General features: G+C 62.7%; 15 protein-coding genes. 2 read left to right on the top strand and 13 right to left on the bottom strand.

The window, feature by feature from the left end; translation table 11 throughout:
• The 3 genes from iolD to NKH01_RS25595 all read right to left on the bottom strand — a co-directional run.
• On the bottom strand, window positions 1–1,473 hold a 1,473-nt coding region (iolD, locus tag NKH01_RS25605; protein WP_353022997.1), incomplete at its 3' end, for a 3D-(3,5/4)-trihydroxycyclohexane-1,2-dione acylhydrolase (decyclizing).
• 35 nt (window positions 1,474–1,508) lie between these two features.
• Window positions 1,509–3,443, bottom strand: a complete 1,935-nt coding sequence (locus NKH01_RS25600; RefSeq protein ID WP_023718235.1) for a bifunctional 5-dehydro-2-deoxygluconokinase/5-dehydro-2-deoxyphosphogluconate aldolase — start codon at window positions 3,441–3,443, stop codon at window positions 1,509–1,511.
• 201 nt (window positions 3,444–3,644) lie between these two features.
• Entirely contained in the window at window positions 3,645–4,373 is a 729-nt protein-coding gene (locus NKH01_RS25595) for an SDR family NAD(P)-dependent oxidoreductase (protein ID WP_023718236.1), read from the bottom strand.
• A 137-nt stretch (window positions 4,374–4,510) separates the two neighbouring features.
• Between NKH01_RS25595 and NKH01_RS25590 the strand changes: the two genes are divergently transcribed.
• Window positions 4,511–5,404, top strand: a complete 894-nt coding sequence (locus NKH01_RS25590; protein ID WP_352816616.1) for an AraC family transcriptional regulator — start codon at window positions 4,511–4,513, stop codon at window positions 5,402–5,404.
• Here the strand turns inward: NKH01_RS25590 and NKH01_RS25585 are convergent.
• Entirely contained in the window at window positions 5,401–6,246 is an 846-nt protein-coding gene (locus NKH01_RS25585) for a MurR/RpiR family transcriptional regulator (protein WP_352484502.1), read from the bottom strand. The two genes, NKH01_RS25590 and NKH01_RS25585, sit on opposite strands and share 4 nt — an antisense overlap.
• A 152-nt stretch (window positions 6,247–6,398) precedes the next feature.
• Between NKH01_RS25585 and NKH01_RS25580 the strand changes: the two genes are divergently transcribed.
• Window positions 6,399–7,508 carry a Gfo/Idh/MocA family protein gene (locus tag NKH01_RS25580; protein ID WP_023718239.1) on the top strand — a complete coding sequence of 370 codons (1,110 nt, stop codon included), beginning with the start codon at window positions 6,399–6,401 and terminating at the stop codon, window positions 7,506–7,508.
• 212 nt (window positions 7,509–7,720) lie between these two features.
• Here the strand turns inward: NKH01_RS25580 and NKH01_RS25575 are convergent, their stop codons facing one another.
• The 9 genes from NKH01_RS25575 to NKH01_RS25535 form a co-directional block, all read right to left on the bottom strand.
• Complete coding sequence (locus tag NKH01_RS25575; RefSeq protein ID WP_353022996.1) at window positions 7,721–8,812, bottom strand: 3-deoxy-7-phosphoheptulonate synthase; 1,092 nt, start codon at window positions 8,810–8,812, stop codon at window positions 7,721–7,723.
• Between the two features lie 247 nt (window positions 8,813–9,059).
• Window positions 9,060–9,482: a type II toxin-antitoxin system VapC family toxin gene (locus tag NKH01_RS25570; RefSeq protein WP_352591239.1), complete on the bottom strand. Its 423-nt coding sequence runs from the start codon at window positions 9,480–9,482 to the stop codon at window positions 9,060–9,062.
• The gene (locus tag NKH01_RS25565) at window positions 9,479–9,745 is read right to left on the bottom strand and encodes a type II toxin-antitoxin system Phd/YefM family antitoxin (RefSeq protein WP_023718242.1); all 267 of its coding nucleotides are present in this window, start codon (window positions 9,743–9,745) and stop codon (window positions 9,479–9,481) included. Before NKH01_RS25565 ends, NKH01_RS25570 begins: the two co-directional genes overlap by 4 nt.
• A gap of 195 nt (window positions 9,746–9,940) precedes the next feature.
• Window positions 9,941–10,735: an SDR family oxidoreductase gene (locus NKH01_RS25560; RefSeq protein ID WP_353022993.1), complete on the bottom strand. Its 795-nt coding sequence runs from the start codon at window positions 10,733–10,735 to the stop codon at window positions 9,941–9,943.
• A 23-nt stretch (window positions 10,736–10,758) separates the two neighbouring features.
• Window positions 10,759–11,757: an inositol 2-dehydrogenase gene (gene iolG, locus NKH01_RS25555; RefSeq protein ID WP_353022991.1), complete on the bottom strand. Its 999-nt coding sequence runs from the start codon at window positions 11,755–11,757 to the stop codon at window positions 10,759–10,761.
• 66 nt (window positions 11,758–11,823) lie between these two features.
• Window positions 11,824–12,591 carry an ATP-binding cassette domain-containing protein gene (locus tag NKH01_RS25550; RefSeq protein ID WP_254815918.1) on the bottom strand — a complete coding sequence of 256 codons (768 nt, stop codon included), beginning with the start codon at window positions 12,589–12,591 and terminating at the stop codon, window positions 11,824–11,826.
• Window positions 12,592–12,593: 2 nt separating this feature from the next.
• A complete protein-coding gene (locus NKH01_RS25545; protein WP_352495260.1) occupies window positions 12,594–13,670 on the bottom strand; it encodes an ABC transporter permease in 1,077 nt (358 codons plus the stop codon).
• 114 nt (window positions 13,671–13,784) lie between these two features.
• Window positions 13,785–14,726, bottom strand: coding sequence for a sugar ABC transporter substrate-binding protein (locus NKH01_RS25540; RefSeq protein WP_023718247.1), 942 nt, complete (start codon window positions 14,724–14,726; stop codon window positions 13,785–13,787).
• 310 nt (window positions 14,727–15,036) lie between these two features.
• Window positions 15,037–16,068: a LacI family DNA-binding transcriptional regulator gene (locus NKH01_RS25535; RefSeq protein ID WP_353022989.1), complete on the bottom strand. Its 1,032-nt coding sequence runs from the start codon at window positions 16,066–16,068 to the stop codon at window positions 15,037–15,039.
• Window positions 16,069–16,090: the final 22 nt, after the last annotated feature.

Raw genomic sequence — 16,090 nt, 5'->3', positions numbered from 1 at the left:
CACGGGGTGGCGCCCGCCAACCACCGACGACCCCCCCGCGAATTTCACAACCGGGCCGCCCCCGCCCCCTAACAACACAACACCCGCGGCGGGGGCCTGGCCCATTGCCCCCCACCCCCCCCCGGCGATTTCGTAGCCCATGGTCGAGAAGCCGTATTCGGCATGATAGGAGCCGGGCGTGCCCGCCTGCCATAGCTTGTGCAATTCGCCGGGCAAGCCGCCGGCGGCATGGAGCAGTACCACGCCGGAGCCCATGGCGCGCTGTACGGCGCCGATCACCTGCGCGTCGGACGGATAGGCGGCATTGGTCGACGCCGTCACCTTGCCGGCATCCGCCTGCCAGTCCTTCTTGCCGCTGATCGCATTGTCGGTCCAGCCAGAAGGAGCTTTCCAGCCTTTCAGCGCCGCACCGAGTTCGGCGAGCCCTTCAGCCGCATCGGCGACCAGCGGCAGCGCCTGGTGCTTTCCGGCATCGAAAGGCTGGACGTTGAGCCCGATCATGGTCTTGCCGGAATTCTTGAACAACGCCCAGGAGCCAGTGGTGAAATCCTGCAGCCTGGTGCCGACGGCAAGCACGACGTCGGCCTCTTCGGCCAGCCTGTTGGCAGCCGAAGTGCCGGTAACGCCGACCGCCGCCATGTTCAGCGGATGATCGTCGGGCAGCGAGGATTTGCCGCCTTGCGTCTCGCACACCGGAATGCCAGCGTCTTGCGCCAGCTTCGCCAATTCATCCGACGCTTGCGAATAGAGCACGCCACCGCCGGCAATCACCAATGGCTTCTTCGCGCTCTTCAGCGCCGCCACTGCAGCTGCTAACTCTTGGCGGTCCGGGCGCGCTCGCCGCTGGGTCCAGAGCCGCTCGGCAAAGAAACTCTCGGGATAATCATAGGCCTCGGCCTGCACGTCCTGGCACAGCGCCAGCGTTACCGGGCCACACTCAGCCGGATCGGTCAGCACCTGCATGGCGCGGTTGAGCGCCGGCATGATCTGCTCCGGCCGGGTGATGCGGTCGAAATAGCGCGACACCGGCCTGAGGCAGTCATTGACCGTCGCCGTACCGTCGGAAAAATCCTCGGCTTGCTGCAGGACGGGATCGGGAATGCGATTGGCGAAGACGTCGCCGGGCAGAAACAGGACAGGCAACCTGTTTACATGCGCAAGTGCTGCCGCCGTCACCATATTCAGCGCGCCAGGGCCGATCGAACTGGTCGCCGCCATGAAGCGGCGGCGGAAATTGGCCTTGGCATAGGCGATCGCCGCATGCGCCATCGCTTGCTCGTTATGGGCACGGAACGTCGGCAATTCGTCGCGGACCTGGTAGAGCGCCTCGCCGACGCCGGCGACATTGCCGTGGCCGAAGATTGCCCAGACGCCGCCGAAGATCGGCACTTTCTTGCCGTCGATCTCGGCCATCTGTTGGGCAAGAAAGCGGGTCAGCGCCTGCGCCATCGTCAGGCGGATTGTCTTGGTCATGTCGTTTTCCTCCGCAGTCCTTATGCCGCGCCTTCTTATGCTGCTTTGCGGCCGCGCACGGCAAGCCATGCCTCGGTCAGCCTCTCGAAGCGCGACGCCATGTCGGCAACCGCCTCATCGTCCGACATCTTGCCGGCAAGCCATTGTTCGGCCGCGTTGATGAAGATGGTACGGCCGACAGCGAAACCCTTGACGATGGGCGCCTTGGCGGTGGCGGCGAAGGCCGCTTCCAATTCGTCCTGCGGTGCTTCCAAACCCAGCAGTACAATCCCGCGGCACCACGGATCGTTCTTCAGGATCACCGCCTCGATCTTTGCCCATGCGCCGGTCGATGCCTGCGGTTCGAGCTTCCACCAGTCGGGCTTGATGCCGAGTGCGTAGAGTTCCTCAAGCGCCCGCGGGATGGTCATGTCGTCGAGCTTGCCGTGCTTGCCGGCGATGATCTCGACCAGAAGTTCTCTCCCCACTTTCCGCGCGGCCTCGAACAAAGCGCGCAGTTTCTGCTGCTGTTCGCTCTTCAGCGCCGCGGGATCGTCGGGATGATAGAAGCACAGGCATTTGATGCAGTGGTCGACCGGCCATTCGGTCAGTTGCGAGCCTATGTCTTGCGAGAACTCGAAGCGAAGCGGCCGCGAACCCGGCAACTCGACCGGCCGGCCGAGCCAGGCGAAGGAATGGTGGGCGAATTCGAACATCGCCTCGCGCCCGTATTTTTCGTCGAGCAGCATGCCATAGCCGCCGCGGCCAGCCGCGACCTTTGCCGCAGCCTTGACCGTCAGCACCTTGAAAGCCGGGATTCGCGACGGATCGGCGCCGGCCTTTGCCGCGACGTCCTCCAGCTGGACGCGGTGGTCGCAGGCGAACGCCATCAGAGAGGGGATGTCGCGCCGGCGCGTGGTCGCCCAATGGATGTGGTTGATCGCCTCGTCCTTGCGCAGCGCCAGATGCTTGCTGCCGTTTTTCAGGAAGAACTGCAATTCCTCGAAAGTCGGGTATTCAGGTGCGCAGAGCAGCCGCGATACGGCAAAGGCGCCGCAGGCATTGGCCCAGGTCGCGGCCGTCGCCAGGCTTTCCTCGCCGAGCCAGCCGCGCAGGAAGCCCGACATGAAAGCGTCGCCGGCGCCGAGCACATTGTAGACCTCGATCGGAAACCCCTTGCCGACGATACCGTCCTCGAGATCGTCGCTGATCGGCCCGTCATAGACGATGCAGCCCATGGCACCGCGCTTCAGCACTATGGTCGCCGTCGACAGCGAGCGGATGGTTTTCAGCGCGCTCAGGCAATCGTCTGCGCCGGAGGCGATCATGATCTCCTCTTCGGTGCCGACGATGAGATCGCAGTCGGGCAGCACCGTCTTCAACTGCGCCGAGACGCGGTCGGATTTCACATAGCGCTCGAAGCCTTCGGCATGGCCGGCGAGGCCCCACAGGTTAGGGCGGTAGTCGATGTCGAACACCACCTTGCCGCCCTTGGCCTTCATGACACGGATCGCCTTGCGTTGCGCGGCGTCGCTGTTGGGCCGTGAAAAATGCGTGCCGGTGACGACGACCGCGCGTGCTGAAGCAATGAAGGCCTCATCGATATCGTCTTCCGAAAGCGCCATGTCGGCGCAATCGCTGCGATAGAAGATCATCGGCGAGACGCCCTCATCCTCGACCGACAGCAGCACCAGGGCGGTCAGCCGCTCCGGATCGGTCTTGAGGCCTTGGACCGAAACGCCCTCGCGGGTCAGCTGCTCGCGGATGAAGCGGCCCATCTGCTCATTGCCGACGCGGGTGAGCAACGCCGAGCGCAGGCCGAGCCTGGCAGTGCCGACCGCGATATTGGCTGGACAGCCGCCGACCGACTTGGCAAAGGAGGTGATATCTTCCAGGCGCGAGCCGATCTGCTGGCCGTAGAGATCGACGGACGCACGGCCGATCGTGATGATGTCGAGCGGCGCATGTCTCGCTTCCACGGCTTCGCCCATTCGAACCTCCCATCGGCTTTGTTGTCTTGGGTAACACGCGCGAGCGGCAGCGTGGCGCCGGTAATATGAAATAATAATTCCAATCCATAGTCAATATGGAACGAGCATTCCCAAGGCCGAAAAGTGCTCTGCAAAGGCCGGCGCGGTGAGAAACTTTGAAGTCAGACGAACGTCAAGCGTCTGCCGCTGAAACCAGCTGATTTACCAAGGAAGCGGGCCGTCATCGTTGAAGTACCCGGCGGTCGGGCCATTGGCGTCCAGGGTCGCCAGGTGAATGACGATCTCGGCTGCCTGCTGCACCGTGCGCTGACCTTTATACCCATTGAGATCGGTGGCGGTATAGCCGGGCGCCGCGGCGTTGACCTTGATGCCCTGGAGCGCGAGCTCCCTGGCGAAGCCCACGGTGATGGCGTTCAAGGCTGTCTTGGAGCTGCCGTAGCCCATCATATTGACGGCGTGATTCGCGGTGGCGGGATCGAGCGCCCGGCCGATGGACCCGGTGGAGCTGCTCACCATCACGATACGGGCAGCAGGTGCTGCCAGCAGCAGCGGCAGGAATGCCTGTGTCACGCGGATCGGGCCGAAGACATTGACGTCGTAGGTGGCCTGGATGTCGGCGATCCGCTGCTGGCTCGGCGGCAGGTCGTAATTGATGGCGACGCCGGCGTTGTTCACCAGCACGTCGAGGCAGGGGCTGGCCTGCCCGAGCGCCTTGGCTGCCGCCTTCACACTGTCATCCCTCGTGACGTCCAGCTCAAGCCACTCTGCGTCGAGGCCTTCCGCGCACAATGCCTGCGCCGCCGCCATGCCGCGTTCGGCGCTCCTGGCGCCGAGCCAGACCTTGAAGCCCATGGTCGCCAGTCGCCGGGCGATTTCGCGGCCTATACCCTTGTTGGCGCCGGTCACCAGCGCGGTCTTCGAAGTCGTCATTTCGGTGTCTCCATTTTTCTTGTGGAAGACCCACAAATGGCGCGAGGCAGCGGGCGCCGCGCGCCGGAAATTCTCAGGCTCTTGCCTAATCCTCTCACGCTGTTGCGCGGCCAGCGTGAATGCGCGATGCTGGCGCAATGAACGAGGCGCTGCAGGAGTTGATCGAGATCGCCGGCCGCCATGCGCGCGGGCGACGAACAAGAACGGCGGTTCCCCGCGTTTCGATCGGCCGCAGCGAAGTCGCCACGGCACCATTGCCAGGTGTGTGGGGGTCGGGGATCTTATTCGTATTGCAGGGCGCAAAGACGGTCCTGATCGGCTCCCGGGCTCTTCGTTACAACCCGGCCAGCTATTTCATCTACACTGTCGAGACGCCCACTATCAGCCAGATAGTCGAAGCGAGCGCGGCGCGTCCTTATCTGGCCATTGGCTTGACCCTTGACCTGCAAGCCGTCGCCGCGCTCCTCGTCGAGCACGCGCCAGCCCTCGGTGGCGACAGTTTCTTCTCCACCACTCCCGTTGATGACGATCTGCTCGACGCGTTGCGTCGAATGATGCGGTTGCTTGACCGGCCAGCGGAGATTCCCGTGCTCGCGACCATGCTCGAGCGGGAGATGCTGTTTCGGCTCCTGCAAGGCCCCCAGGGCGGAAAGCTTCGTGAACTTGCGCGCGCCGATGGCCATCTGTCCCGGATCGGCAGGGCGATCGCCTGGATCCGTTCGCACCCCCATCAGCCGGTCCGGGTCGGCGATCTGGCCGAGATCGCCCATATGAGCAGTGCTGCGTTTTATCGTCACTTCAAGGCGGCGACGGCCATGAGCCCAATCCAGTATCAAAAGCAAATCCGCTTGCTGGAAGCCCGCCATCTGCTGATTGCTCAGCCGGGCAACGTGGCGCGTGTCGCCTTCGCTGTCGGCTATGAGAGTGCTTCCCAGTTCAGCCGGGAGTATGCCCGCCAGTTCGGGTCGCCGCCTGCCCGCGACGCAGCGCGGCTTTTGGCAGAAGGCGAAACGGCAATAGAGGTGATCTAGGCCTTGCGCTTGCGGCCGCTATCGCGCCGCTTCTCGCCGACGGCAACGGTCAGCGCCATGGCCAAAGCCATCGTCGCCGACAGCGAGCGGAAGCCGGCGAAATCGGCCTCGGCGACCTCGAACCAGACCCTGGCGAATTGGGCGAGCGGCGAAAAAGAGCTGTCGGTGATCGCCACGATCGGCACGCCTTGCTCCGAAATGACGCGCGCCTCCTCGATGGTGGCAGGGGCATAGGGCGAAAAGCTGATGGCGATGACGGCATCCCTTGGAGAGGCAAAGCCGATCATCTCCGCGTTCAGGCCGGCGGCCGATTCGATCAGCTGGTTGCGGATCTTGAGCTTGCCCAACGCATAGGCGATATAGGAGGCGACCGGGTAGGAGCGCCGCTTGGCCAGCACATAAATGGTTTCCGCCTTGGCCAGAACGGCGATTGCGTCTTCGAAATGGTCTTCATTCAGCGTGCGCGAAATGTCGTTGAGCGAGGTGCTGGCTGCGGCGACGAAACCGTCGAAAATCGCCCGGTGGCCGGCGCCTTCCTCGGCCTTGGCGCGCAATGCCGCCAGCCTTTCATCGTAGGACGAGTTGCGCTCGCGCAGGCGCTCGCGAAACACCAGCTGCAGGCTGGTGAAACCGTCAAAGCCAAGCTGCTGGGCAAAGCGGATCAGGGTCGAAGGCTGAACACCGGCGGAGGCGGCGATGCTGGCAGCGGTGCCGAAGGCGATATCGTCGGGGTTGTCGAGCGCATAGGCGGCGATCTGGGCGATACGTTTCGGCAGGCTCTGACGCCGCTCCAGGATCGTCGCCCGCAGCGTTTCGAAATCGCGCGGCACCCGTTCGTCCATCGTCGCTCCGCCCAGGCTCATCGTCGGTTCCCTCTGTGCCCCATCATAGCGGGCCTGTGCAAGAACACCATAAAAAATGAGACAAGCGTTCCATTTGCAAACAAAATGGACTAATTCATCCACACAAAATTTGCACACAGGGAGGCAAGCGGATGGTCGGGGTAGGTCTTATCGGCACGGGCTTCATGGGCAAGTGCCACGCCATTGCCTGGAACGCGGTCGGCACCGTCTTTCCCGATGTCGACAAGCCAAGGCTGGTCCATCTGGGCGAGGTCAACGAGGACCTTGCCAAACGCCGTGCCAGCGAATTCGGCTTCGCCAAGGCCTCCGGCGACTGGCGCGCAGTCGTCGACGATCCCGACGTCGATGTCATCTCGTTGACTACGCCGAACCAGTTCCACCCGGAAATGGCCATCGCCATCCTCGAAGCCGGCAAGCATCTGTGGTGTGAAAAACCGATGGCGCCAAGTTTTGCGGAGGCGCAAGCGATGGCTGCGGCCGCGCGGAAATCCGGCAAGGTTGCCGCGCTGGGCTATAACTATATTCAGAACCCGGCGATCCGCCATATCGGCGCGCTGCTCGACGAGAAGATCATCGGCGAGGTCAACCATCTGCGTATCGAGATGGACGAGGACTTCATGGCCGATCCGGAGGCGCTGTTCTTCTGGAAGCACGAGGCGGCGTCCGGTTACGGCGCGCTCGACGATTTCGCCGTGCATCCGCTGTCGCTCATAGCGGTACTGTTCGGCCGCGTCGCCCGAGTCATGTGCGACATGGCCAGGCCCTATGCCGAACGCCGCGTCGCCTCGGGCGGGCGCCGCGCCGTCGAGACCTATGACATCGCCAGCATCCTGATGCATCTCGAAAACGGCATTGCCGGCACGTTGCTGGTCAACCGTTCGGCCTGGGGCCGCAAGGGCCGGATCGCCATCCAGATTTTTGGTTCGAAGGGCTCGATCCTATACGACCAGGAGCGGATGAACGAGTTCCAGCTCTATCTGACAGCCGACCGACCGACGGAGCAAGGCTATCGGACAGTCCTGGTTGCCCCGCACCACAGGCCTTACGACGCCTTCCTGCCGGCGCCCGGCCACGGCCTTGGCTTTAATGACCTCAAGATCATCGAATGCCGGGAACTGTTGACGCGGCTTGCCGGCAAGCCGGCGCGGATCATCGACTTCGACGAAGGCCTGGAGATCGAGCGCACCGTGCATGCGATGGCGCGCTCGTTCGCGGAACAGCGCTGGATCGCTGTGCGGTAGTAAGCCCGGCGCTGGCTTCCCCTTCTCCCCTTGAGGGTGAAGGTGGCCGAGCGAAGCTCGGTCGGATGAGGGGTGTTGGACGGATCGCTACAGCGAAGAAATAAGCGCTTAAAATCCCTCAATATTTTACGCCGAGTTTCTTCCAGCACCCTCATCCGGCTCGGCGCTGCGTGCCGATCCACCTTCTCCCACAAGGGGAGAAGGAGAAGTGCTCAGGCGGCGCCTGAACGGCTTGATATCATGCTTCGGCGCACCGACCGGCGCCGCTCGACGGCGTCGGCAAGGCCGTGAAGCACCGTCTCGGTGGCTGCCCAGTCGATGCAGCCATCGGTGATGCTCTGGCCATAGACGAGCGGCTTGCCCGGCACGACGTCCTGCCGGCCGGCGACGAGGTTGCTCTCGATCATGACGCCGATGATGCGCTCGTCGCCTGCCGCGACCTGGCCAGCCACGTCAGCCGCCACCCCTGGCTGGTTTTCCGGCTTCTTGCTGCTGTTGGCGTGGCTGACATCGATCATCAGCCGCGGCGCCACGCCGATCCGGCCGAGTTCCGCGCAGGCAGCCGCGACGCTTGTTGCGTCATAATTGGGCTGAATGCCGCCGCGCAGGATGACGTGGCAGTCCTCGTTGCCGGTGGTCGTCGCGATGGCGCTGCGTCCGCCCTTCGTCACCGCCATGAAATGATGCGGTTGGGCGGCCGATTTCACCGCCTCGGCGGCGATCCGCAGATTGCCGTCAGTGCCGTTCTTGAAGCCGACCGGGCAGGACAGGCCCGATGCCAGTTCGCGATGGATCTGGCTCTCGGTCGTGCGCGCGCCGATCGCGCCCCAGGCGACGAGGTCGGCGACATATTGCGGGGTGGCCATGTCGAGGAATTCGGTCGCCGCCGGCAGGCCGAGATTGTTGACGGCGGCGAGCACGTTGCGGGCCATCCGCAGCCCCTTGTCGATGTTGAAGCTGCCGTCCAGGTCGGGATCGTTGATCAGGCCCTTCCAGCCGACCGTCGTGCGCGGCTTCTCGAAATACACCCGCATCACGATCTCCAGCCGGTCCGACAGGCTCTCTCGCAGCGATGCCAAGCGGCTGGCATAGTCTACGGCAGCGGCCGGGTCGTGGATCGAACAGGGGCCGACGACGACCACCAGCCGGTCGTCGGTGCCGGTCAGCACGGCATGGATAGCATTGCGTGACGCGGCAACGGTCCGCGTCGCCGTCAGTGTGCGCGGTATCTCCCGCATCACCTCGTCCGGCGTACTCAATTCCCTTATTTCCTTGACCCGAAGATCGTCTGTGGTGGTCAACACGGCTTTCTGCTCCTGATTGGGAGACCTGCCGGCTGAAACAAAAAAGCCGCCAGGTCTGGCGGCTGTTCGGATCTTGCTGCTGCAATCTTCAGATCGAGCGCAATCCTCCCGCCGCCAGCGAGCTGCTAAAGTACCAATAGGTGGCGGTCAGGTTGATCATGAGGCTCATATAGTCGAAGCCGAGGCGATTGTCACGTGTCTGATGATGCTACTGACGTAGTGGCCCAGCATGCAGCGCCGAGCGGGTTCATGCAGTCCAGGGATCGACGAGTTCAATTCCGAAGTCTTCGAAATCCTTCGTGTTACGCGTTGCCAAGGTGAGTTCCTGCGCAATCGCCGTGGCTGCAATCAGGCCGTCCATCGACGACAGACCGCGACCGCGGCGCTTCGCAAGGCCCATCAGGTCGCCCCACGCCAAGGCAACCGGTTCGTCCACCGGAAGAACTCTCTGCTCGAAGCGCTGCGGCAGGTCCCGTGCGAGCCATTCGGCCAGTGCCTCGCGTTTCCGGCCCTCGTCCATGAGGGCGACGCCGCGCCGGATCTCCGCGATCGACACGACGCTAATGAATGAGCGGTCCTCATCAAGCCCGCCCAGCCAGTCCAGAACGCGCACATCCGGCGCCGGCCTTGTCACCTCGGACAGGACATTCGTATCGAGCAGAAGCCTCACAGCGGCAGATCACGCGGTTCGTCGCGCTGGCGCTCAAGGTTGAGATCGGCGCCGCGCAGCGGCGACTCCAGCAGGAACTCCGCAAGCGTACCCTTGCGCGCGGTCTTCCGCTGCCATTCCTCGGCCGAGACGACAACCACGCTTGGCTTACCGTTTCTGGTGATCGTCTGCGGCGAAGATTGCGCGCGCTCGATAACCTCCGAGAGCCGGGCCTTTGCCCCAGCGACCGTCCAGTTAGTATCCTCTCTGGGCGCAGACGGCATTTCGACCTCCCATGACCATTCTGACTATCTTGACTATATGGGAATGGCGATACGGCGGCAACAGGGAAGGAGAGGGTTTCAGAGCCCGTGTGCCTGAGTGAGGTCGATCGGAACCGATTATGCCGGCTTTGATATTTTGGGGCATCTCGGCCACTCATGGCAAACTGCTTCTGACGCAAGGCTACACGGCTGATCCTATTCCGGTGACGCCCCCGCGATGCTCTGGTCGTAGTCGACCAGCGACCCGGTCATGACGCCGGACTGCGGGCTGATCATATAGCTGATCAATCGGGCAAGTTGCGCCGGCTTCACCAATTGGCCCATCGGCTGCGCGGCCTCGGCTTTTTCAAGCCAGTCGTCCGGCGCGTCATGCCATTTCTTCTGCACGATTGCCTCGCCCTCGGTGTCCATCCAGCCGGGCAGCACCGCGTTGCAGCGGATGCGATTGCCGCGATGGGCATTGGCGACATTCTTGGTCAGCGTCGCCAGCGCTCCCTTGCTCGATGAATAGGGCGCCAGGAACGACTGGCCGCAATGCGCCGACATCGACAGTACGTTGACGATCGAGCCCGGTGCCTGGCGCGCCAGCAGATGCGCCACCACGCCCTGCATCAGAAAAAACGGGCCGCGCACATTGGTCTGGAATATCTGGTCGAATAGATCCTCTGAGGTCTCGACCAGTGAGCCGCGAGCCGAGGTGGCGGCGGCGTTGACCAGCGCGTTGACGGTGCCGCAATGGCCAATCGCCGTTTCGACCGCACGCTTGCAGTCGGCGACTTTGGCGACATCGGCGCTGATGAAGATGGCATCGACGCCTGCCCCCTTGAGGATGGCGACAGCCTTGTCGCCCTTCTCCTTCGAGCGGCCGATCAGCGCTAGCGCCCGGCAGCCCTCATCGGCCAGCGCTTCGGCGATGGCAAAGCCGATGCCTTGTGCGCCGCCGGTGACGATGGCGCGTGTTTCGGAATTGCGACCGGCTGAACCGTTCATCGCCTTGCTCCTGTGCTTGATAGTCAGATTGTTTTGTCGAGGCGGACGGTCTTGCCTTCCTTGGCCGATTTCAGCGCCGCATCTGCCAGCCTGAGCGCCACCAGCCCGTCCTTGCCGCTCGGCGCCGCCTTCTTGCCTGACGTCGCTGCCGCGATGAAGGCAGCGATCTCGTTGGCATAAGCGTCGAGATAACGAGTCATGAAGAAATCGTGCAGCGGCGGCCGCGTATAGCCTTTCTCATTGGCGAGTTCGATCGACACCGGCCGCTGGTTCTCGGCCGCAATCATGCCTTTCGAGCCATGCACCTCGATGCGTTGGTCGTAGCCATAGGTGGCTCGGCGCGAGTTGGAGATGACGCATTGCTTGCCGGAGGAAGTTTCGAGGATGACGCTGACGCTGTCGAAGTCGCCGGCCTCGCCGATCTTTTTGTCGACCAGCACCGAAGCGTGCGCGCTGACCGCCACCGGCTCCTCGCCGAGCAGGAAGCGCGCCATGTCGAAATCATGGATGGTCATGTCGCGGAAGATGCCGCCCGAGCGGCCGATATAGTCGAGCGGCGGTGGACCGGGATCGCGCGAGGTGATGGTCACCATTTCGACTGTGCCAATCGCACCGTCGTCGATCGCCTTGCGCACGGCGGCAAAATGCGGATCGAAGCGGCGGTTGAAGCCGACCATCAGGGTGGCGCCGGCCTTGTCGACGACGGCCAGGCATTGTTCCACCCTGCCGGCGTCGAGATCGATCGGCTTCTCGCAGAAGATCGCCTTGCCCGCCCTGGCGAAGCGTTCGATCAGATCGGCATGGGTGTCGGTCGGCGTGCAGATGACGACCGCATCGATATCGCTGGCAGTTTCGATGGCATCGATGCTGCGCACTTCGGCGCCATAGGCAGAGGCCAAATCGGTCGCCGCCTTCTCGAAGGCGTCGGCAACCGCAACCAGCCTGGCCTGCGGGTTGGAGCCCACCGCACGGGCGTGGACCTTGCCGATACGGCCGGCACCGAGAAGAGCAAAGCGAAGCATGAAGAATTTCCTTTGAGAATGGTTGGAAAGAGAAGGCGTGTCAGCCCCCGTAACACGACGTTGGCCTTACGCCGCAAGTTCCGCCTGCCCGGTCTTGGCGCCGGTGATGTAGGAGACGATATCGTTGCCATCGGTATCTTGCTTGCGCAAATTGGCGACGATGCGGCCGCGCCGGAAAACGACGATGCGGTCGACCAGATCGAACACCTGACGCATGTTGTGAGAGATCAGGATCAGCGGCTCGCCATTTTCCTTCAGCGTGCGGATGATGTTTTCGACCTGCATCGTCTCCTGCACGCCGAGCGCCGCCGTCGGCTCATCCATGATGATGAGCTTGGAAGCAAAGGTCGCGGTTCTGGCAATCGCCACGCACTGGCGCTGGCCGCCCGACATGTGGCGGATGGTGTTGGAAAGGTTGGGGATCTTGACCGCTGTGCGGACCAGGGCTGCTTCGGTCGCCTTGCGCATGAACTTGCGGTCGAGGATCGAGAAGGGCCCAAGATTGAACAGCACTCTTTCACGGCCGAGGAACAGGTTCGACGGCACGTCGAGGTCGTCGGCGAGCGCCAGGTTCTGGAACACCGTCTCGATGCCCGCCTCGCGGGCTTCGATCGGCCCGGCGAAATTCACTTCCTTGCCGTCGAACCACATCCTGCCGCTGGTTCGCTGCTCGACGCCGGTGATCTGGCGCACGAAGGTCGATTTGCCGGCACCGTTGTCGCCCATGATGGCGACATGCTCGCCCTTGCGCAGCTCGAAGTTGGCACCCTCCAGCGCATGGACGCCGCCATAATACTTGGTCAGGTTTTCGGTTTTCAGGACGATGTCCGACATGATCAAGCCCTCATTGCCCGCAGGCGTTGGCGCCACTGGTCGAGAACGACTGCGCCGACGATGATCACGCCCTTGACCATCTCCTGATAATAGGCGTCGAGGCGCAAAAAGGTGAAGCCGGAGATGATGACGCCGAAGATCAGCGAGCCGATCACCGTCCCGATAATCGAGCCGCGGCCGCCCGACAGCGACACGCCACCGATGACCGCCATGGCGATCGCATCGAGCTCGTACATCACACCCATGCCGGCCTGGGCAGTGAGATTCTTCGAGCTCAACACCACGGCGGCGAGCGCGGCAAGGATGCCGGCAATGACGTAGACGAGGATCTTGTGGTTGGCGATGTTGATGCCGGACATGCGCGCGGCATCCTCATTGGAGCCGATTGCATAACAGTGCTTGCCATATTTGGTGTAGCTCAGGATCAGCTGGAACAGCACCGCCAGCGAAATGAAAATGATGACCGGCATCAGCCCCTTGCCGATGGCGGCGAAACTCTCGGTCGGAAACGAGATCGGCTGCCCCTTCGACCACCATTTGGCGATGCCGCGTGCGGTGACCATCATGCCAAGCGTGGCGATGAACGGCGGGATGCGCGTGTAGGCGATCAAGGCACCGTTGACCAGGCCGGCCAGCAGGCCGCAGCCGATTGCGACGAGCACCGGCACGATCACCGGCAGGTCGGTCCAGCCCTGGGCAATGAACATCGCCTTGGGGTTCGGGTTGCCGTTGACCGTCGCCACTTGGGCGAAGCTCATGGCTATCATCGCCGTGGCGCCGACGATCGAACCCGAGGACAGGTCGATGCCGCCGGTAATGATCACCTGCGTCACGCCGATGGCAATGATGCCGACGATCGACACCTGCAGGATGATGATCTGCAGGCGCGCTTCGTTGAAGATCGCATCGATATTGTCGCGGGTATTGAACAGGAAGCTGTCGCCCAGGAAAACCCGGCCGATCAGCTCGAAAGCGCCGACCAGGATGACGAGCGCCAGGAAGACGTTGAATTCGGCCGGCCATGCGCGCCGCTTCGCATCATAGCTGAGCCCGCCGACGCCGTGAGATGTCTGTGCCAATCGTGCTTCCTCCGTCAGCCACGGTCTCCACTCGGCGCTGTTCAGGCCGAGGGGGAAAAAGCGGAGCGGCGCTGTCTTACTTTGGCGCGCCGCTCCGTATCGGACAGGTCCGCCTCAGTTCTTCTTCAGGAACTTGTCGATATTTGCCGGCGTGACCAGCTGGAACGGGATGTAGACCTTGTGCTCGACCTTCTCGCCCTTCGCTAGCTTGAGCGCAGCATCAAGCGCGCCAGCGCCCTGGCCGGCTGCGTCCTGGAACACCGTCGCATCGAGGTCGCCCGCCTGCATCGCCGCTAGCGCGTCCTGGGTAGCGTCGACGCCGCCGACGACAACCGACTTCATGTCGATATTGGCGGCCTTCATCGCCTGGATAGCGCCGATGGCGCTCTCGTCATTGTTGGCGATGACGCCGTCGAACGGCTTGCCGGTCGACAGCCAGTTGGTCATCAGGTTCTGCGCTTCTTCGCGCTTCCAGTTCGACGTCTGCTTGTCGATGATCTTGATGAAGCTGCAATCCGGCGTGGCAATCACATCATCGATGTCCTTGGTGCGCTGCACCGCGGCCTGGTTCGACAGCTCGCCCATGATCACATAGACATTGGCCTCTTTCTTGCCGGCTTCCTTGAACAGGCGGCAGACCTCCTTGGTCTCGAGCGTGCCAGAGTCGGCTTCGTTCGACGCGACGAAAGCCTGGTTTTCCGGCAGCGTGTCGACGTTGACCGGCTCGCGATTGACATAGACCAGCGGAATTTTGGCAGCGGCGGCTGCGTCCGACATCGCCTGGGTGGCCGAGGTGTCGACCGGGTTGACGATGATTGCGTCGACGCCCGAGGCGGCGAAGTTCTTGATCTGGTCGAGCTGCTTGGCAACGTCGTTCTGCGCGTCCTCCACCTGCAACTCGACGCCGTCCATGCCCTTGGCCTGCTCGATCATGCCGTTGCGCAGCACGGTGAGAAAATTGTCGTCGAACAACGCCATCGACACGCCGATCTTGGCAGCAAAGGCGGACGAACTCATCAGCGCCGCGAACGCGACGCCCAAAAGCAGTTTTTTCATTTTATTTCTCCTCCACATTGGTGTCCGGCTGCACCGATCTACCCGGAATCCCCGATCTCGCAGGGAATTCTCTCCCGATTGCCATTTTAGTTCCGGAAGGCATTTGCCTGAAACAGATCTTCCGGAACGAAAGAACCAAAATGTTCAGTTGGTGAAATATTTATTCCATTTCGCGTAGGCGTCAAGCGAGATTTCGCCATGAGGAATGGATTTTCGGCATTTCGAGCTCTTTTAGACGAACGCTCAGGCAAGCCAGGCCTGAAAGCGTTCTGATAGATTACATCATTTCTGCCGCCAAATGACCGCGACGTCAGATGTTTTCCGGCAGATAAACGTCGAAGGGCAGAAAGGTCTGACCCGGCGCATTCGCGGCGCCGGTCTCGATGGCATGCGCCATCAGCCCGACAAGCTCGCGGCAAAGCGGTGCCAGAGGCGTCGAGATCACCATCGTCAGCAAATTATCCGCCAGCGCCGCGCGGGAGTCAGGCGTGATCTCGTTGCAGACGACCGCTGGCATCTCTGCCGGCTTTGCCTCCCTCAGCGCCGAGATCGCGCCTTCCATGCCGCCACCGGCGACATAGCAGCCGGCAAGATCGGGGTGGCGGGCCAGAAGCTCGATCATTGCATCATGCGTGATCTGGTTCGCTTCCAGATTGACCAACGTCTCAAGGAGAGTGAATTCCGGCGCTTGCTCGCGAAAAAAGGAGCGAAAACCGATCTCGCGAAGCTCGTGGCCGTGGAAGCGATGGCTGCCGACGAAGAGGGCGACCTTGCCAGGTCTCGTCGCGGCCTTCGAGATCATCCAGGCAGCGGTGCGGCCGACCTTGCGATTGTCGAGTCCGACATAGCCCTCGCGAATACCGGACGCAAAGTCGGAAAGCAGGGAAAACACCGGTACGCCATTAGCTTTGAGCGCCTCGACGGCGACCGTCAGCGTCGGGTGATCAGGCCCGACCAGGGCGACGGCCCTGGATTTGGCGGCCAGCTTGCGCATCCGCTCGACGATCTCGTCCGGCGCCAGCGAAGCGGCGAAGTCGATGGTCGCCACGCCGCGAAAGCGCGGCGACTGCGATACCGCCAGTTCAAGCTCGCGGGCAAATTCGCTGTAGAAGACGTCCTCCCGACGCAGCAGCAGGAACCCGAGCCGGTATTCGGGCAATTCATGGCGCATCCGCTGCTTGATCAGCCCGGCCGCGTGATAGCCGATACTGGTCGCGGCTTCATAGACGCGGCGCGCGGTTTCCTCGCGCACCGGCAAGCGGTTGTTCAGCACCCGGTCGACGGTGGCAACGCTGACCCCCGAAATGCGTGCCAGGTCGGTGATCGTCGGCCGTTTCGCCATCGCTGCCTCGCTCCAATTATCC

This window comes from Mesorhizobium sp. M1403 (assembly GCF_040317695.1).
Lineage (GTDB): Bacteria > Pseudomonadota > Alphaproteobacteria > Rhizobiales > Rhizobiaceae > Mesorhizobium.
The sequence above is the reverse complement of the archived record's forward strand: the minus strand, read 5'-3'. Positions and strand labels throughout refer to the sequence as shown.